Origin of the sequence: Rhizobium sp. WYCCWR 11152, from assembly GCF_013087615.1 — a bacterium.
In the GTDB taxonomy this organism is placed as follows: Bacteria; Pseudomonadota; Alphaproteobacteria; order Rhizobiales; family Rhizobiaceae; genus Rhizobium; species Rhizobium indicum.
In genome coordinates this window covers 687498-704042 of record NZ_JABFCP010000008.1, presented here as the reverse complement: position 1 = coordinate 704042, position 16545 = coordinate 687498, and the positions used below count along the sequence as shown (strand labels likewise).

General features: G+C 62.8%; 16 protein-coding genes. 11 read left to right on the top strand and 5 right to left on the bottom strand.

The features are described 5' to 3' along the window. Positions 1-233: 233 nt before the first annotated feature. From G9X67_RS13245 to hflX, 5 genes are all read left to right on the top strand, one after another. Positions 234-2504 (top strand): PAS domain-containing sensor histidine kinase, encoded by a 2271-nt coding sequence (locus G9X67_RS13245; RefSeq protein ID WP_138329570.1) that lies wholly within the window; start codon positions 234-236, stop codon positions 2502-2504. Beyond that, the gene (locus G9X67_RS13240) at positions 2494-3858 is read left to right on the top strand and encodes a sigma-54 dependent transcriptional regulator (protein WP_003559163.1); all 1365 of its coding nucleotides are present in this window, start codon (positions 2494-2496) and stop codon (positions 3856-3858) included. The genes G9X67_RS13245 and G9X67_RS13240 overlap by 11 nt, the downstream gene beginning before the upstream one ends. 64 nt (positions 3859-3922) lie before the next feature. Further along, the gene (locus tag G9X67_RS13235) at positions 3923-4786 is read left to right on the top strand and encodes a D-amino-acid transaminase (RefSeq protein WP_138329568.1); all 864 of its coding nucleotides are present in this window, start codon (positions 3923-3925) and stop codon (positions 4784-4786) included. A 112-nt stretch (positions 4787-4898) separates the two neighbouring features. Further along, positions 4899-5141: an RNA chaperone Hfq gene (gene hfq, locus G9X67_RS13230; RefSeq protein WP_003539403.1), complete on the top strand. Its 243-nt coding sequence runs from the start codon at positions 4899-4901 to the stop codon at positions 5139-5141. Between the two features lie 77 nt (positions 5142-5218). Continuing rightward, positions 5219-6544, top strand: a complete 1326-nt coding sequence (hflX, locus tag G9X67_RS13225; RefSeq protein ID WP_012757348.1) for a GTPase HflX — start codon at positions 5219-5221, stop codon at positions 6542-6544. 181 nt (positions 6545-6725) lie between these two features. On the opposite strand, the gene mazG is transcribed toward hflX, so the two are convergent. Further along, entirely contained in the window at positions 6726-7571 is an 846-nt protein-coding gene (gene mazG, locus G9X67_RS13220; RefSeq protein WP_171598829.1) for a nucleoside triphosphate pyrophosphohydrolase, read from the bottom strand. A 49-nt stretch (positions 7572-7620) separates the two neighbouring features. Further along, positions 7621-8208, bottom strand: coding sequence for a nucleoside deaminase (locus G9X67_RS13215; RefSeq protein WP_171598828.1), 588 nt, complete (start codon positions 8206-8208; stop codon positions 7621-7623). On the opposite strand from G9X67_RS13215, the gene G9X67_RS13210 reads away from it, so the two are divergent. From G9X67_RS13210 to G9X67_RS13185, 6 genes are read left to right on the top strand one after another with little or no spacing between them, the layout of a single operon-like run. Continuing rightward, complete coding sequence (locus G9X67_RS13210) at positions 8192-8494, top strand: hypothetical protein (protein WP_171598827.1); 303 nt, start codon at positions 8192-8194, stop codon at positions 8492-8494. The genes G9X67_RS13215 and G9X67_RS13210 overlap by 17 nt on opposite strands. After that, complete coding sequence (gene cysG / locus G9X67_RS13205; RefSeq protein ID WP_138329560.1) at positions 8478-9914, top strand: siroheme synthase CysG; 1437 nt, start codon at positions 8478-8480, stop codon at positions 9912-9914. The genes G9X67_RS13210 and cysG overlap by 17 nt, the downstream gene beginning before the upstream one ends. A 2-nt stretch (positions 9915-9916) precedes the next feature. Continuing rightward, positions 9917-10231 (top strand): DUF2849 domain-containing protein, encoded by a 315-nt coding sequence (locus G9X67_RS13200; protein WP_011651871.1) that lies wholly within the window; start codon positions 9917-9919, stop codon positions 10229-10231. An 8-nt stretch (positions 10232-10239) separates the two neighbouring features. Beyond that, positions 10240-11910, top strand: a complete 1671-nt coding sequence (locus G9X67_RS13195) for a nitrite/sulfite reductase (protein WP_138329558.1) — start codon at positions 10240-10242, stop codon at positions 11908-11910. Between the two features lie 10 nt (positions 11911-11920). Further along, on the top strand, positions 11921-12433 hold the full coding sequence (locus tag G9X67_RS13190; protein WP_138329556.1) for a DUF934 domain-containing protein: 513 nt from the start codon (positions 11921-11923) through the stop codon (positions 12431-12433). Positions 12434-12471: 38 nt separating this feature from the next. Beyond that, positions 12472-13683 carry a UbiH/UbiF family hydroxylase gene (locus G9X67_RS13185; protein WP_138329555.1) on the top strand — a complete coding sequence of 404 codons (1212 nt, stop codon included), beginning with the start codon at positions 12472-12474 and terminating at the stop codon, positions 13681-13683. On the opposite strand, the gene G9X67_RS13180 is transcribed toward G9X67_RS13185, so the two are convergent. The 3 genes from G9X67_RS13180 to G9X67_RS13170 form a co-directional block, all read right to left on the bottom strand. After that, a complete protein-coding gene (locus tag G9X67_RS13180) occupies positions 13651-14613 on the bottom strand; it encodes an AEC family transporter (protein WP_138329553.1) in 963 nt (320 codons plus the stop codon). The two genes, G9X67_RS13185 and G9X67_RS13180, sit on opposite strands and share 33 nt — an antisense overlap. Positions 14614-14834: 221 nt before the next feature. After that, positions 14835-15770 carry an MBL fold metallo-hydrolase gene (locus G9X67_RS13175; RefSeq protein WP_171599048.1) on the bottom strand — a complete coding sequence of 312 codons (936 nt, stop codon included), beginning with the start codon at positions 15768-15770 and terminating at the stop codon, positions 14835-14837. Between the two features lie 209 nt (positions 15771-15979). After that, complete coding sequence (locus tag G9X67_RS13170; RefSeq protein WP_138329551.1) at positions 15980-16468, bottom strand: cupin; 489 nt, start codon at positions 16466-16468, stop codon at positions 15980-15982. Positions 16469-16545: the final 77 nt, after the last annotated feature.

The following is a 16545-nucleotide window of genomic DNA, read 5'->3' as shown; positions in this document are numbered from 1 at the left end:
AGGTGAAACAACTTCCCTCGACGGGTCAGATTAAGGCTCGCCGAGGGAAGCACGGCTTGACAATGTGACGACACGCGTTGCATTTTCGCCACAATGCGTTGCTTAAAGGTCACGCAAGGGTTTTGGACATTCGCTCCCGATCGAGTCGTTACGGCGCTGGCTTTTTTAAGCCGGCGTTGCTTGGTTTTCGATCGGATGGCGAGGGCGGCGGGTGCCGCCTGAAGAGAGGCCGAATGACGCAGGATGGGGTATCGCCGGCGGCGGCGGGCGAGACGGTGACGACGGTGACCGACCGCCGCGCCCTTTTTGCCGTGCCCGGCCTCGTGCTCGCCGGCGGCGCGCTTCTCTGCGCCACGGCGACGTTGTTCGTGCTGCTCGGTCTGACGCCGATCGCCCCGACCTCGCATGTCGTCATCACCTCGGTGATCGTCAATTCCTTCTTTGTCCTGACGCTGCTCGCCTTGATCGGCCGCGAGGTGGCAAGGCTGCTCAAGGCGCGCACCCGCGGCCGTGCGGCAGCCCGCCTGCATATCCGCATCGTCGTGCTCTTTTCGATCGTGGCGATCACGCCGGCGATCCTCGTCGCCATCTTTGCCAGCATCACGCTGAATGCCGGTCTTGACCGCTGGTTTGCCCTGCGCACCCAGTCGATCGTCAGCTCGTCGCGCAATATCGGCCAGGCTTATATGATGGAGAATGCCAGCTACCTGCAGGGGCAGACGGTCTCCATGGCCAACGACCTGGAGCGCAACCGCGCGCTCTACAGCCTCGACAGGACGGGTTTTGCCGACCTGATGACCCGCCAGGCGAGGGGGCGCGGCCTGCTCGGCGCCTTCCTCGTGGAGCGCGACGGCTCGGTGATCGTCCAGGCCGATATCGCCACCGAAAAGCCGCTGCCGGCCATTCCGCAGGACGCATTGGAAAAGGCCGCCGCCGGCCAGCCGACGCTGATCCCGCCCGGCGTTACCAATCTCGTCGGCGCCATCATCAAGCTCGACGCCATCCAGGGCACCTTCCTCTATACGGTGCGCGCCGTTGATCCCAAGGTCATGGGCGCCATGCGGATGATGGAGGAGAACGCCACCGAATACCGCTCGATGGAGGCCAACCGCTTCTCGCTGCAGGTCGCCTTTGCCGTGCTCTATATCGGCTTCGCGCTGATCGTGCTCCTGGCGGCGATCTGGACCGCAATCGCCGTCGCCGACCGCATCGTCCGGCCGATCCGCCTGCTGATCACCGCCGCCGACAGCGTTGCATCGGGCAATATGGATATCGTCGTGCCGGTGCATGCCGTCGATGGCGACGTCGCCAATCTCTCGCGCACCTTCAACAAGATGATCTCGGAAATCCGCACCCAGCGCGACGAGATCCTCGAGGCCAAGGACGAGGTCGATGACCGCCGTCGCTTCATCGAGGCGGTGCTGTCGGGCGTCACCGCCGCCGTCATCGGCGTCGAGCAGGACCGCCGCATCGCCATCGTCAATAGTTCGGCCGAAACGCTGATGTCGCTGTCGGCCGACGAGATGCTCGGAAAGCAGCTGGTCGACATCGCGCCAGAGGTCGATCACGTGCTGACCGAGGCGGCGGTGCGTTATCGCGGCGATTTCCGCAAGCAGATCGCCCTCGTGCGCGGCGGTACGGTGAGGACGCTGAGCGTGCAGGTTACCCGCGAGGAAGTGCGCGACATGAGCGAATCCTACGTGATCACGCTCGACGACATCACCGATCTCGTCATCGCCCAGCGCTCGACCGCCTGGGGCGACGTGGCAAGGCGCATCGCCCATGAGATCAAGAACCCGCTGACGCCGATCCAGCTTTCCGCCGAGCGCATCCAGCGCCGCTACGGCAAGCAGATCGACCCGGGTGACCGGACCGTCTTCGACCAGTGCACGGATACCATCATCCGCCAAGTCGGCGATATCGGCCGCATGGTCGACGAATTCTCCGCCTTTGCCCGCATGCCGAAGCCGACCAAGGAGCCGAGCGACCTGCGCAATATCCTGCGCGACGCGATCTTCCTGCGTGAGATGGGCAACCATCACGTCACCTTCGAGCAGGATTTCGGCGACCAGCCGCTGGAGGGCCTGTTCGACAGCCGCATGCTCGGCCAGGCCTTCGGAAATCTCATCAAGAATGCCGTCGAATCGATCGAGGCCGTTCCGAGCGACGAGCGGGACGAACGCAAGATTCTCGTCCGCGCCGCACTCGATACCGGCCGCGACCGCTTCACCGTCGACGTGATCGACAATGGCCGCGGCCTGCCGGTGGAGAACCGCCACAGCATTCTGGAACCCTATATGACGATGCGCGAGAAGGGCACCGGCCTCGGCCTCGCCATCGTCAAGAAGATCATCGAGGAACATGGCGGGCAGCTCGAGCTGCATGATGCGCCCGCCGATTTTGACCGGGGAAGAGGAGCCATGATCCGCGTGCATCTGCCACGCCTGGATCCGACGTCTTCTGCCCCCGCAGCCAATGACAAGGAAAGCGTTTATGGCCTCTGATATTCTCGTCGTCGACGATGAGCACGATATTCGCGAGATCGTTTCCGGCATTCTCTCGGATGAAGGGCACGAGACGCGCACGGCCCACGACAGCGACAGCGCACTGGCGGCGATTTCCGATCGCGTGCCGCGGCTGATCTTCCTCGATATCTGGATGCAGGGCAGCAAGCTCGATGGTCTGTCACTGCTCGACGAGATCAGGACCCGCCATCCGGAATTGCCCGTCGTGATGATATCAGGCCATGGCAACATCGAGACCGCCGTCTCGGCGATCAAGCGCGGCGCCTTCGATTTCATCGAAAAGCCCTTCAAGGCCGACCGGCTGATCCTGATCGCCGAACGCGCGCTGGAGAATTCGAAGCTGAAGCGCGAGGTCTCAGATCTGAAGCGCCGCACCGGGGACGCGCTGGAGCTGATCGGCACATCGGTTGCCGTTTCGCAGCTGCGCCAGACGATCGAGAAGGTTGCACCGACCAACAGCCGCATCATGATCCTCGGCGCGTCGGGCTCCGGCAAGGAGCTGGTGGCGCGGATGATCCACAAGAAGTCGGCTCGCGCCAACGGCCCCTTCGTTGCGATCAACGCCGCCAACATCACGCCCGAACGCATGGAAGTGGCGCTGTTCGGCACCGAGGGCACGCCCGGCCAGGCGCGCAAGATCGGCGCGCTCGAGGAAGCCCATCGCGGCATCCTCTATCTCGACGAAGTCGGCGAAATGCCGCGCGAGACGCAGAACAAGATCCTCCGCGTCCTGGTCGACCAGCAGTTCGAGCGGGTCGGCGGTTCCAAGCGTGTCAAGGTCGATGTTCGCATCATCTCCTCGACGGCCTATAATCTCGAGAGCCGCATCGCCGAGGGCTGGTTCCGCGAGGATCTCTACCATCGCCTTGCCGTCGTGCCGGTGCGTGTGCCCGCACTTGCCGAACGGCGCGAGGACATTCCCTTCCTTGTCGACCAGCTGATGCGCCAGATTTCCGAGCAGGCCGGCATCCGTCCGCGCCGCATCGGCGACGACGCCATGGCCGTGCTGCAGGCGCATGATTGGCCCGGCAACATCCGTCAGCTGCGCAACAATATCGAGCGGCTGATGATCCTTGCCCGCACCGACGGCCCGGATGCGCCGATCACCGCCGACATGCTGCCGACCGATCTCGGCGACATGCTGCCGAAGGTGTCCGCCAAGAACGACTATCACATCATGACGTTGCCGCTGCGCGAAGCCCGCGAGATGTTCGAGAAGGACTATCTGATCGCCCAGATCAACCGCTTCGGCGGCAATATCTCGCGCACCGCGGAATTCGTCGGCATGGAGCGTTCGGCGCTGCACCGCAAGCTGAAGTCGCTCGGCGTCTGATCGTTTCCGGCGCGGCCGACCCCGCGCCGCCGCCTATATTGCTTCCCGGAAGACCAGGTTTCCCATGCCGAGAATTGCCTATGTGAATGGCCGTTACGTCAAGCATTCCGATGCCAGCGTGCATATCGAGGATCGCGGCTACCAGTTTGCCGATGGCGTCTACGAGGTCTGCGAAGTGCGCCACGGCTATATCGTCGACCTCACGCGCCATCTGAACCGTCTCGACCGTTCGCTTAGTGAGTTGCGCATCGCCTGGCCGATGGGCCGGGCGGCGCTGACGCAGGTCATTCGCGAGACGCTGCGCCGCAACCATGTCCGCAACGGGCTTTTCTACATGCAGGTGACACGCGGCGTCGCCCGCCGCGATCACGTCTTTCCGGCCGAGGGAACGCCGCCCTCACTCGTGATCACCGCCAAGAGCACCGATGCCAGGATCATCGCCGCCAAGAACGCCAACGGCATCAAGGCTATCACCCTTGTCGACAATCGCTGGGACCGCGTCGATATCAAGTCCGTCGGCCTGCTGCCGAATGCCATGGCCCGCCAGCAGGCCAAGGAGGCCGGCGCCCAGGAAGCGATCTATGTCGACGGCGACGGCATGGTGAAGGAAGGGGCGGCGACCAATGTCTGGATCGTTGATCCGGACGGAACGCTGGTCACACGCCCGGCCGAACACGGCATTCTGCGCGGCATTACCCGCACCACTCTGATCGATGTCGGAGCCAAGCTGGGGTTGACGATCGCCGAGCGGAACTTCTCCGTTTCGGAGATGCTCGCAGCCCGCGAGGTCTTCCTCACTGCAGCCACAAGCATTTGTTTTCCGGTCGTTTCCGTCGATGGCCAGGCCATTGCCAACGGCCATCCGGGCAGCGTTTCGCAGAAAGTCCGCGAGGCCTTTTTCGACGTTGCGGAAAAGATTGCGATTTGATACCAAGATTTGCTGGACAGGTGGAATGAGGATGCCACCGGTCTTTGCATGGTGAGGTTGATTGATATTCTACCGGCCAGATCAGGTCGGCAATAAAGAAAGAAGCGGCGCGATGGCGGAACGTTCTCAGAATCTTCAGGACTTATTTCTCAATACTGTTCGCAAGCAAAAGATTTCCCTGACAATCTTTCTGATCAACGGCGTGAAACTCACGGGCGTTGTTACGTCTTTTGACAATTTCTGTGTTCTTCTTCGCCGTGACGGCCATTCGCAGCTCGTGTATAAGCATGCGATCTCGACGATCATGCCGGGCCAGCCCATGCAGATGTTCGAGAGCGAAGAAGCAGCGTCCTAACAGGATCAGCCGTCATTTCGACACGCGATACCAAGAACGATTCGATCATCCCTGAGGCCGCCAAGCACAGGGACGACATGCGCGCGACTGTCGTCGTGCCGGTTCTGAAATCGCGCAGTCGCGGCGGCCAGGGCGAATCGGCCTCGACCCGCACACCGGAAAGCCGGCTCGAAGAGGCGACGGGCCTTGCCCAGGCGATCGACCTCGATGTCGTCAACGGCTCTATCGTCCCGGTCAACGATCCGAGACCGGCCACACTGCTCGGCACCGGCAAGATCGAGGAGATCAAGGCGCTGCTCGACGAGCGCGATTCCGGGCTCGTCATCGTCGATCATCCGTTGACGCCGGTGCAGCAGCGCAACCTCGAAAAGGTATGGAACGCCAAGGTCATCGACCGGACGGGCCTCATCCTCGAAATCTTCGGCCGCCGCGCCTCCACCAAGGAAGGCACGCTGCAGGTCGATCTCGCCCATCTGAATTATCAGAAGGGCCGTCTGGTGCGAAGCTGGACCCACCTTGAACGCCAGCGCGGCGGCGGCGGCTTCATGGGCGGCCCCGGCGAAACCCAGATCGAAGCCGACCGGCGGATGCTGCAGGACCGCATCATCAAGCTTGAACGCGAGCTGGAGCAGGTCGTGCGCACCCGCCAGCTCCACCGCGCCAAGCGCCGCAAGGTGCCGCATCCGATCGTGGCGCTGGTCGGCTACACCAATGCCGGCAAGTCGACGCTGTTCAACCGTATCACCGGCGCCGGCGTGCTGGCTGAAGACATGCTCTTTGCCACGCTCGACCCGACGCTTCGGCGCATGAAACTGCCGCACGGCCGCACCGTCATCCTGTCCGACACCGTCGGCTTCATCTCCGACCTGCCGACCCATCTGGTCGCCGCCTTCCGGGCGACGCTGGAAGAGGTGCTGGAAGCCGATCTCATCCTGCATGTCCGCGATATGTCCGATGCCGACAACCAGGCGCAGAGCTCCGACGTGATGCGCATCCTGAACGATCTCGGCATCGACGAGGCCGAAGCCGAAAAGCGTCTGATCGAGGTCTGGAACAAGATCGACCGGCTGGAGCCCGAGGTGCACGACACCATGGTGCAGAAATCGGCCGGCGCCAGCAACGTGGTGGCGGTTTCCGCCGTCAGCGGCGAGGGCGTCGATACGCTGATGGAAGAGATCAGCCGCAGGCTGTCCGGCGTAATGACCGTGGCAACGATCCGCCTTCCGGTCGACAAGCTGGCGCTGCTGCCTTGGCTTTACGACCACGCGATCGTCGACGGCCGCGAGGACAATGAGGACGGCACAATCACCCTCGATCTGCGCCTCTCCGAAACCGAGGCAACCGAACTCGAACGCCGCATCGGCAACGGCCAGAAGTCTTCAAAGGAAGATTGGGAGCGGTAAGGTCGGCGAGACCAGCCCCTCATCCGGCTGCCGCCACCTTCTCCCCGTAAACGGGGCGAAGGGACAAGCCGCAATGTCTCGGCTCCCGCGCATTTCTGGTATGGCACGTCCCCTCTACCCGTTTACGGGGAGAGGGTTAGGGTGAGGGGCAGCCATCTGCACGAACCGGACAGGCGATAACTCACTCAGCCCCCGACGTCACAGCCCGCTCGATCGCCTTCGCCGCCTGCCAGATTTCCTCCATCCGCTCCAGCGTCGCGTCTTTCAGCGTCTCGCCTTCTGCTTCAAGAACCTGTTCTATATGGCTGAACCGACGACGGAATTTCGTATTCGTACCGCGCACTGCCTGTTCCGGATCCGCCTTGACATGCCGGCCGATATTAACGACCGCGAAGATCAGGTCGCCGAGTTCGTCGCTGACCTTTGCCTGATCGCCTTCGCGAAGGGCTGCCCGCAATTCGCCGATCTCCTCCTCGATCTTGTCGAGGATCGGCTCCGGCGCTGACCAATCGAAGCCGACCTTGGCTGCGCGTTCCTGCAGCTTCAGGGCTTCCGTCAAGGCCGGGAAGCTGCGCTGCACGGAGCCGAGGAAGCCGCTGTTGAAGTCCTCGGTGATGCCGCGCCGTGACCGCCGCTCGGCGCGCTCGCGTTTCTCCGCCTGCTTGATCTCGTCCCATTGTATCTTCACCGCGTCCGGTGTATCCGCCGCCGAGCGGGCAAAGACGTGCGGGTGGCGGCGGATCATCTTGGCGGTGATGGCGTTGACCACGTCGCCGAAGGAAAATTCGCCGGCCTCCTCGGCCATGCGGGCGTGAAAGACCACCTGCAGCAGCAGGTCGCCCAGCTCGTCGCAGAGATCGTCCATATCGCCGCGCTCGATCGCATCGGAGACCTCATAGGCCTCCTCGATCGTATAGGGCTTGATCGTCTCGAAGTTCTGCACGATGTCCCAGGGGCAGCCGGTTTCGGGATGGCGCAGCGCCGCCATGATCTCGATCAGCCGCGAAATGTCTTTGGAAGGTTCCATGTTGCCTCGGTTCAGCGGGCTTCAGTTCGGTGGGCCAGTTCAGCGGCCCTCAATTCAGGGGAATATCGTTGGCGCCCTTCGACGATTGGTAGCTGGACGACAGCGCGTCGTAGCGCGCCTTGATGCCGGCGGTCTGCGTCTTCAGCGCGGTCTTCAGCTGAGCCTCTTCGGTCTCGACAAGATCGGCGATGGCAAAGCTGTTCCAGAAGGCGTTTTGCCTGCGGTAGCCGCCGGGTTCAAGCCCGAAGACCTCCTTCAGGATCTTCAGGTCGTGCGGAATGGCGAAGGCGTCGCGCGAATCCTCATGGCTGAAAAAATAGTAGAAATTGTCGAAGCCGGCCCAGGTGATCGCCGACATGCACATGGTGCAGGGTTCGTGCGTCGACAGGAAGATCAGATCCTTGGTCGGCGGCTTGTCGCCAAGCTCGTAGAAACGCTTCAGCGTATGCACTTCGCCGTGCCAGAGCGGATTTTCCAGCTCGTTATTGGTCTCGGCGACGACGAGCGAAAGATCGGATTTCCTTAAGATCGCCGCACCGAACACCTTGTTGCCAAGCGAAACGCCACGCTCCGTCAGCGGCAGGATATCGTCTTCCATGACCTGAAGCAGGCGGGAGGCAATGGTCTTATCAGGCATGAGGACACTCCAGTTTTCCTCAGTCTATCGCCTTGGCGGCGCGAGTGAAATGCGTCAAGCACCGGTGGACGTCTTTTGTCACAGGCTTTATACTGCACCGCAGCAAGCGGGCTGGGGAATATGCGGCTTTTTGGCCGCACGGGTGACTTTTCTCAAATCACTGACAGCACGAGCAAAAGAATACCTGCTTGCTTGGGCTTTCGAATTTCTGTTCCTTCAATCCCTTGTCGATCAAGGGCATATTCCGGCAACCTCGAAGTGGATTGATGATGCCTTCCAAGACTGAACAGCTTTCGGTATTTCCCGCCTTCTTCCGCGTGGAAGGCCAGAAGACGGCTGTCTTCGGCAATGGTGACGAAGCGTTCGCCAAGGTGCGGCTGCTGCTGAACACAAAGGCGCGGATTGTCGCCTATGCCGACCGGCCGGAAGCCGATTACCACGCTTTCCTGATCGCCAACCGGATCGAGACCGTGCGCGCTGCCTTCTCAGCCGAACAGGCCGAGGGTTCAGCGCTCGTTTTCGCCGCAACCGGCAATGAAGCTGATGACCGCAGCATCGTCGATGCCGCCCGCGCTGCCAGAATTCCGGCCAATGCCGTCGATCAGCCCGATTACTGCGATTTCTTCACGCCGGCGCTGGTCAACCGCGCGCCCGTCGCCGTTGCGATCGGCACCGAAGGGGCAGGGCCGGTTCTGGCGCAGATGATCCGTGCGCAGATCGACCAGCTTCTTTCGCCCTCGCTCGGCCGCCTTGCCGGGCTGGCGACGAGCTACCGCAAGGCTGTCGAACAACTGATTCCCAGAGGCGTCTCCCGCCGGGTCTTCTGGCGCCGCTTCTTTTCCGGTGCCGTTGCCGATGCGGTCGCCAACGGCAACCTGCCGCAGGCCCGCCATGCCGCCGACCGGCTGCTGCACGCGATGGACAAGGTCGCCGGCCACGTCTGGCTGGTCGGCGCCGGTCCGGGTGCCGAGGATCTGCTGACGCTGCGCGCTCAGCGCGTGATGATGGAAGCCGACGTCATCGTCTATGACGCGCTGGTGCCGCAGGCGATCGTCGATATGGGCCGCCGCGATGCCGAGCGGCTTTCTGTCGGCAAGCGCAAGGGCTGCCACTCGAAGTCCCAGGAAGAAATCAACGACCTGCTGGTCGAGCTCGGCCGCCAGGGCAAGCGTGTCGTCCGTCTGAAGTCCGGCGATCCGCTGGTCTACGGCCGGGCAGGGGAAGAGATGGCCGCACTGCGTGCTGCCGGTATCACCTATGAGGTCGTGCCTGGCATCACCTCGGCTTTCGCCGCCGCTGCCGATTTCGAGCTGCCGCTGACGCTGCGCGGCGTCGCCTCCTCGCTGGTCTTCACCACCGGCCATGATCTCACAGGCGACGTGCTGCCCGATTGGGCAAGCCTTGCCGTTTCCGGCGCGACGATCGCCGTCTATATGGGCCGCACGGTTGCCGCCTCCGTCGCCGAGCGGCTGATGCAGGCGGGCATCCCCGCCGAAACCACTGTCGCCGTCATCGAAAATGCCAGCCGCGCCGATCGCCGCCTGCTGCATGGCACGCTTGCCGATCTGCCCGATCTGCAGCACCGCGACGAGTTGACCGGGCCCGTCATGGTCATCATCGGCGATGCGGTCGCCGGCGCCAATTTCGAACTGTCCGAGCCCTTGGTGCGCGCAAACGCCCGGCTCGAGGAACTTGCAAGGAGCTGAATATGGGTGACAAGGTTCTGACCGCCAACCGGCTGACGGACGGCATTGCCGTCTGGCTGGATGCGAACGGCAAGTGGTCCACGTCGTTGCAGGAGGCGCTCGTTGCCCGTCATGCCGAGGCCGTTGCGGCGCTGGAGGCGATCGGCAAGAAATCCTATGCCGACAACGAGGTCGTTGACGTCGCCGTCGTCGACGTTCAGGAAACCAACGGCATTCTCTGGCCGCTTCGCCTTCGTGAGCGCATCCGCGCACAAGGCCCGACCATGGAATATGCCCCGGGCTACGCTCCTGCCGATCCCGAATTCATTGCAGTCTGAGGAAGACGATGTACCGTTACGACGAATTTGACCATGCCTTTGTTACCGAGCGCGTCGAGCAGTTTCGCGATCAGGTCCAGCGCCGCCTTTCCGGCGAGCTCGCCGAGGACGCGTTCAAGCCGCTGCGCCTGATGAACGGCGTCTACCTGCAGCTCCACGCCTACATGCTGCGCATCGCCATTCCCTATGGCACGCTGAGCTCGCGCCAGCTGCGCATGCTCGCCCATATCGCCCGGACCTATGACCGCGGCTATGGCCACTTCACCACGCGCCAGAACCTGCAGTTCAACTGGCCGAAGCTGTCGGATATTCCAGATGCGCTGGCAGACCTCGCGAGCGTCGAAATGCATGCCCTGCAGACCTCGGGCAACTGCATCAGAAACGTCACCGCCGATCATTTCGCCGGTGCTGCCGCCGATGAGATCGCCGATCCGCGTCCTTACGCCGAAATCCTGCGCCAGTGGTCGTCGGTCCACCCGGAATTCTCCTTCCTGCCGCGCAAGTTCAAGATCGCCGTCACCGGCGCCGAGCGTGACCGCGCCGCAATCCAGGTCCATGATATCGGCCTGCATGTGAAGACGAACGACAAGGGCGAGATCGGCTTTGCCGTCTATGTCGGCGGCGGCCAGGGCCGTACGCCGATGATCGCCAAGCTGATCCGCGACTTCCTGCCTGAAGAAGACTTGCTTTCCTACACCACGGCCATCGTGCGCGTGTACAATCTGCACGGCCGCCGCGACAACAAATACAAGGCCCGCATCAAGATCCTGGTGCACGAAACCGGCACCGAGGAGCTGACGCGCCAGGTGGAAGCCGAATTCGCCGCTCTGAAGGATACCGAGCTCAAGCTGCCGGAAAAGGACGTCCAGTCGATCGCTGCCTATTTCGCGCCGCCTGAGCTGCCCCAGCGCGCCGAAGGCTGGGAAAACCTCGCCCGCTGGAAGAAGGCCGATTCCGGTTTCTCCCGCTGGGTCCAGCAGAACGTGCAGCCGCACAAGAACCCCGATTACGGCATGGTGACGATCTCGCTGAAGCCGATCGGCGGCATTCCGGGCGATGCCTCGGATGCGCAGATGGATGCGATCGCCGATCTTGCCGAGGAATATGCCTTCGACGAAATCCGCGTCAGCCATGAGCAGAACCTCATCCTGCCGCATGTGGCGCTTGCCGATCTCGAAGCCGTCTATCGCGGCCTCGTCGCCATCAATCTTGCCGAAGCCAATGCCGGCCTGATCACCGATATCATTGCCTGTCCTGGGCTGGACTACTGTGCGCTCGCCAATGCGCGCTCCATTCCGCTGGCGCAGGAAATCTCCCGCCGCTTCGGCGATGCCGAACGCCAGGCCGAGATCGGCGAGCTGAAGATCAAGATCTCCGGCTGCATCAATGCCTGCGGCCATCACCATGTCGGCCATATCGGCCTGCTCGGTGTCGAGAAGAAGGGCGCCGAACTCTACCAGATCACGCTCGGCGGCTCCGGCGACGAACATACCTCGATCGGCGAAATCATCGGCCGCGGCTTCGAGCCGGACCGGGTGACGGACGCGATCGAGACGATCGTCGACACCTATCTCGGCCTGCGCCTCGATCATTCCGAGAACTTCCTCGCCGCTTATCGCCGTGTCGGACCGCAGCCGTTCAAGACTGCGCTCTACGGCTCGGCCGCCGAAGCGGCATAAGGAGGGGATGATGACGAAGATCTGGAGAGAAACCGGTTTTGTCGAAAACGATCCCTGGGTGATCGAAACCGACGAGGTGAAGGCGACCGAGGAACAGAAGCCGCTGCTCGGTCTCGACGAATTGATCGCCAGGGCCGACGAAAGCAACGATGTCGGCCTCGGCGTGCTGATCAAGCCGGCCGACGACGTGCGCCGGCTGGAGCCCTATCTCGATCGCCTCGAAATCGTCGCCGTCGCCTTTCCGGCGTTCAACGACGGCCGCGCCTTCAGCCACGCCTCGCTGCTGCGCCAGCGCCTCGGCTACATCAATGAGCTGCGTGCCGTCGGCGACGTGCTGATCGATCAGGTGCCGCTGATGCTGCGCGTCGGCATTGACAGCTTTTCCGTCACCAACGCCACGGCGCTGAAGCGGCTTTCCGAAAACCGTCTTCCCGCCATTCCCCATCATTATCAGCCGGCGGTGCGTGACGCCGACGCCGGCAAGGGCTATAGTTGGCGCCGTCAGGCGAAGCCGGCCGCATAAGCGGCTGGTCAGCCGTTTTACCTTGACGGAACGGTAGCATGAAGAGATTCGAAGTGGCGGTGATCGGTGGCGGTCTCGCCGGCATGATCGCCGCAATCGCGCTGGCGCGCGGCGGTCGCAATGTCGCGCTGGTGGCACCCCTCGCTCCGAAGGAGGATCGGCGCACCACGGCGCTGATGGATCAATCGATCCGCTTCCTCGACCGCCTGGCGCTCTGGGAAAAGCTCCGCCCCGCAGCCGCCCCTCTCACCAGCATGCGCATCGTCGACGGTACCGATCGGCTGCTGCGCGCCCCGACCACGACTTTCCGTGCGGCCGAGGTCGGCCTCGATGCCTTTGGCTACAATTTCCCCAACAGGGCGCTGACCGGCATTCTCGAAGAAGCTGCCGCCGGCGAGGGCAATATCACCCGTTTCAGCGATATGGCCGAATCGATCGACATATCGGCCGAGGCTGTCTCGATTACGCTGACCGGCGGCGAGACGCTTTCAGCCGATTTTGCCGTCGGCGCCGATGGCCGCGGCTCGAAGCTGCGCGAGACCTCAGGCATCACCGTGCGCAACTGGTCCTATCCGCAATCGGCCATGGTGCTGAATTTCGCCCATTCGCTGCCGCACCAGAATATCTCGACCGAATTCCACACCAAACACGGCCCCTTCACCCAGGTGCCGCTGTCGGGGAGCCGCTCCAGCCTCGTCTGGGTGCAGGATCCCGCTGAGGCGGCGAGCCGCGCGGAATTGCCGCTTGCTGAGCTGGGCAGCCTTGTCGAGGCGCGAATGCAGTCCATGCTCGGCAAGGTTGATGTCGAGGAGGGCGTCCAGGTCTGGCCGCTCTCCGGCATGATGGCGCATCGTTTCGGCAAGGGACGGATCGCGCTGATCGGCGAGGCCGCCCATGTCTTCCCGCCGATCGGGGCGCAGGGGCTGAACCTCAGCCTGCGCGATATCATGGCGCTTGCCGATATCCTGTGCGACAGGGCGGAATTGCCGGTGCCGGCCGATGCCGGCCAAAGCTTCGACCGCAGGCGCCGCGCCGACATCATGACGCGCACGGCAAGCGTCGATATCCTCAACCGCTCGCTGCTTTCGGATTTCCTGCCCGTCCAGATGCTGCGGGCCGCCGGCCTGCATATCCTCTCGTCCATACACCCGCTGCGCAACATCGTCATGCGCGAGGGCATCGAGCCCGGCCGCGGCTTTCGCGATATTCCGGATGCGCTACGGGAAAAGCTGAAGCGGAAGAAGGCCTGATCGGATCACGATCAGCCAGAGCGAGACAGTCACCACCGAAAACACGGTGGTGATCAGGATCGTCGCCGAGGCGCGCTCCTGCCAGACGCCATATTGCTGGCCGATGACGAAGACATTGGTCGCCGTCGGCAGTGAGGCAAGCAGCACGGCCGCCTGGATCCAGACCGGCTCGAAACCACCAACCGCTGTCAGCGCAATGAAAACCGCGATCGGATGCAGGATCAGCTTCGCCGGCACGATATAGGAGATCTCAGCCGGGATCCGTTTCAGCGGCCGGAGCGCCAGCGTCACGCCCATGGCAAAGAGCGCGCAGGGAGCTGCCGCCTGGGCGAGATAGTCGACCAAGCGCTGAAACGCCGTCGGCTGGTCGATGTGCAAGGCGGCCACAGCAAAGCCCACCGCCGTCGACAGGATGAAGGGATGCAGCGCGACCTTCCGCACGATATCGGCGGCGAGTTGGCCTGTTGAACGCTTGTCGTCGCCGGCCGCGGCCATCAGCGCCGGCGCCACGATGAAATGCAGCGCGTTCTCGAAGCAGATGATCAGCGCCACCGGCACGGCCGCGCCTTCGCCGAGCGCCAAGAGTGCCAAGCCCGGCCCCATATATCCGATATTGCCATAGGCGCCGGCAAAGGACTGGATGGTGCAATCGGCCAGCGAATTGCCGCGCACGACGCGGCCGATGACGAAAAGCAGGATGAAGACCGCATAGGTCGCCGCGATATCGGTGACGATGAAATCGACCCGCGTCAGCTCCTCGATCGGCGTACGCGAGACGAGCTTGAAGAACAGAGCGGGCAGGGCGGCATAGATGATGAAGGTATTCAGCCAGCCGAGCGCTTCGGCCGGCTGCTTCGTCGCCTTGGCGGCGATGTAACCGATCAGGATCAGGCCGAAGAACGGCAATAGCAGGCTGACAATATCGGCCAAGAGGTCTTCCAGGGCGCGGGGATGATGGGCGGGTCAGGATCTGACTTAAGCAATTCCAGCAAAAGTGTGTAGCGGTTTTCGTCCGGAATTGCACAGAAACAAGAGCAATTCCGAGTGAAAATGTGTAGTGGTTTAGCGTTCGGAATTGCTCAAAAAACAAACCAGTAGAGCGTGGACTCATTCACGCGATGAGCACACGCTCTACGACCCCCAACAAGCGATTAATAGTCCCAGAAGGCCGCCACCCAACGAAAGGCATCGCCGTCGACCGCCACCCGGCCGACGGACGGGAACGGCAGGTGAGTGGCCACCAGCTGCTCGCCGGTCTCCGCCAGCTCCCGCAAAAGACGGATCCGAACGCGCGCCGCCTCCTCGGGGTCATGTTCGAAGCCGTTGAACCAGTCGGGGTGCTCAAACCCCACCGCGAACACGGCGTCGCCGGCAAACATCAGCCGGTCGCCGCCGGACGCCAGGCGGATCACGCTGTGCCCGGGGGTGTGGCCGCCGGTGCGATGGACGACCACGCCCGGCGCCACCTCGTACTCGTCATCGAACAACCTGAAATGGCTGCGATACTCTTTGGCGAACCGCTTAGCGGTCGCCCGAAGCGCGTCCGGGAAGCCCGGCGGCATGGAGACCCGGGAGAAATCGGGCGCCTCCCAGAACTTGACCTCGGCGGCCGCCACGTGGATCCGCAGGTCCGGACGCAGCTGGTCCTTCACCCCGTCGACGAGCAGCCCGCCAATGTGGTCCATATGCATGTGGGTCAGCACCACGTCGGTCACCGACGCAAGATGGATGCGGGCGGCCTCCAGTCGCTTGATCAGCTGCCCGGCCTTCGGCAGGTGCAAGTCCGGGTCGAGCCCCAGCCCGGCGTCGAGGAGTATGGTCTGGTCGCCGCTGCGCACCACGACCACGTTCAGCGCCCAATCCAAAGCGTCCGGCGGCAGGAACATGTCTTTCAGCCAGGCCGCTCGGACGGCGGGATCGATGTTGTGTCCCAGCATCGCGGTTGGGAGCGGTAGCACTCCATCGCTGACCACCAGCACCTCAATCTCGCCGATATTCAGCGCATAGCGCGACGGAACCAACTCGTCGAGCGGGGGTCTACCGGGGTGAAATGTGTTTTCCTGGCTCATGCTTGTCTCGAGGCTCATGTCTGTCTCCTTCTGACCGCCGCCTATGCGCGGCATCGACGACGCTACATGGAGGCGTGTTTGCGATCGATTGGGTCGAGGGATAAGGGCGAGTGGGTCGAGGGACAGGCCGAGCCATACCTCGGCATAGGTGCAGGCCTCGCTTTTTGCTGCCGGCGTGGTGCTGATGGCGGCGGCGTCGATCAGATTGGCGAACACGGCAAGCCCTGCTACCGCCATTTCTCGATGAGAAATCCCGATGGTCCTTGAACGGGATCGGTGTGGGGTAAGGGTACTGACGAGATTTTCGTCAGCGTTTCGCTAGAAGCAGCCGAAGTCTGAATGTCGGCATGCTGTCCCTTAGGATAAGCGCCGATGACCTGGAAGTTCGACGTGCAGCCGAGATTCTGATGCCCTGTCCCGGCTGGAAGCACCAGACAGTCTCCGGCCGCCACCGCTATTGCTTGACCGCCGGGACCACCAATCAGCAGCTTGGCGCTACCAAGTGCAATTCCCAGCACTTCATGGGCACCGGAATGGTAGTGCTGATAATCGAAGACACCGTTTGTCCAGATGCCTGTCCAACCGTTTGCTGCGAAGCGACGTTCGAAATCGGTCGGTCCGCCGTCGGCAAACAGCCCTCTGTAAAGCAATACAGGAAGATGCGGGTTGTTCGGGACCCAGTCGCTCGGCCCGAAAATTATCGTCTCGATGTTCATGCTGAATTCCCAAGGTAGTCGTCGATTGCCGCGACGCGACGGCCATCGAGCCGTCGACGTTGTTCGCCCAAGTCTTT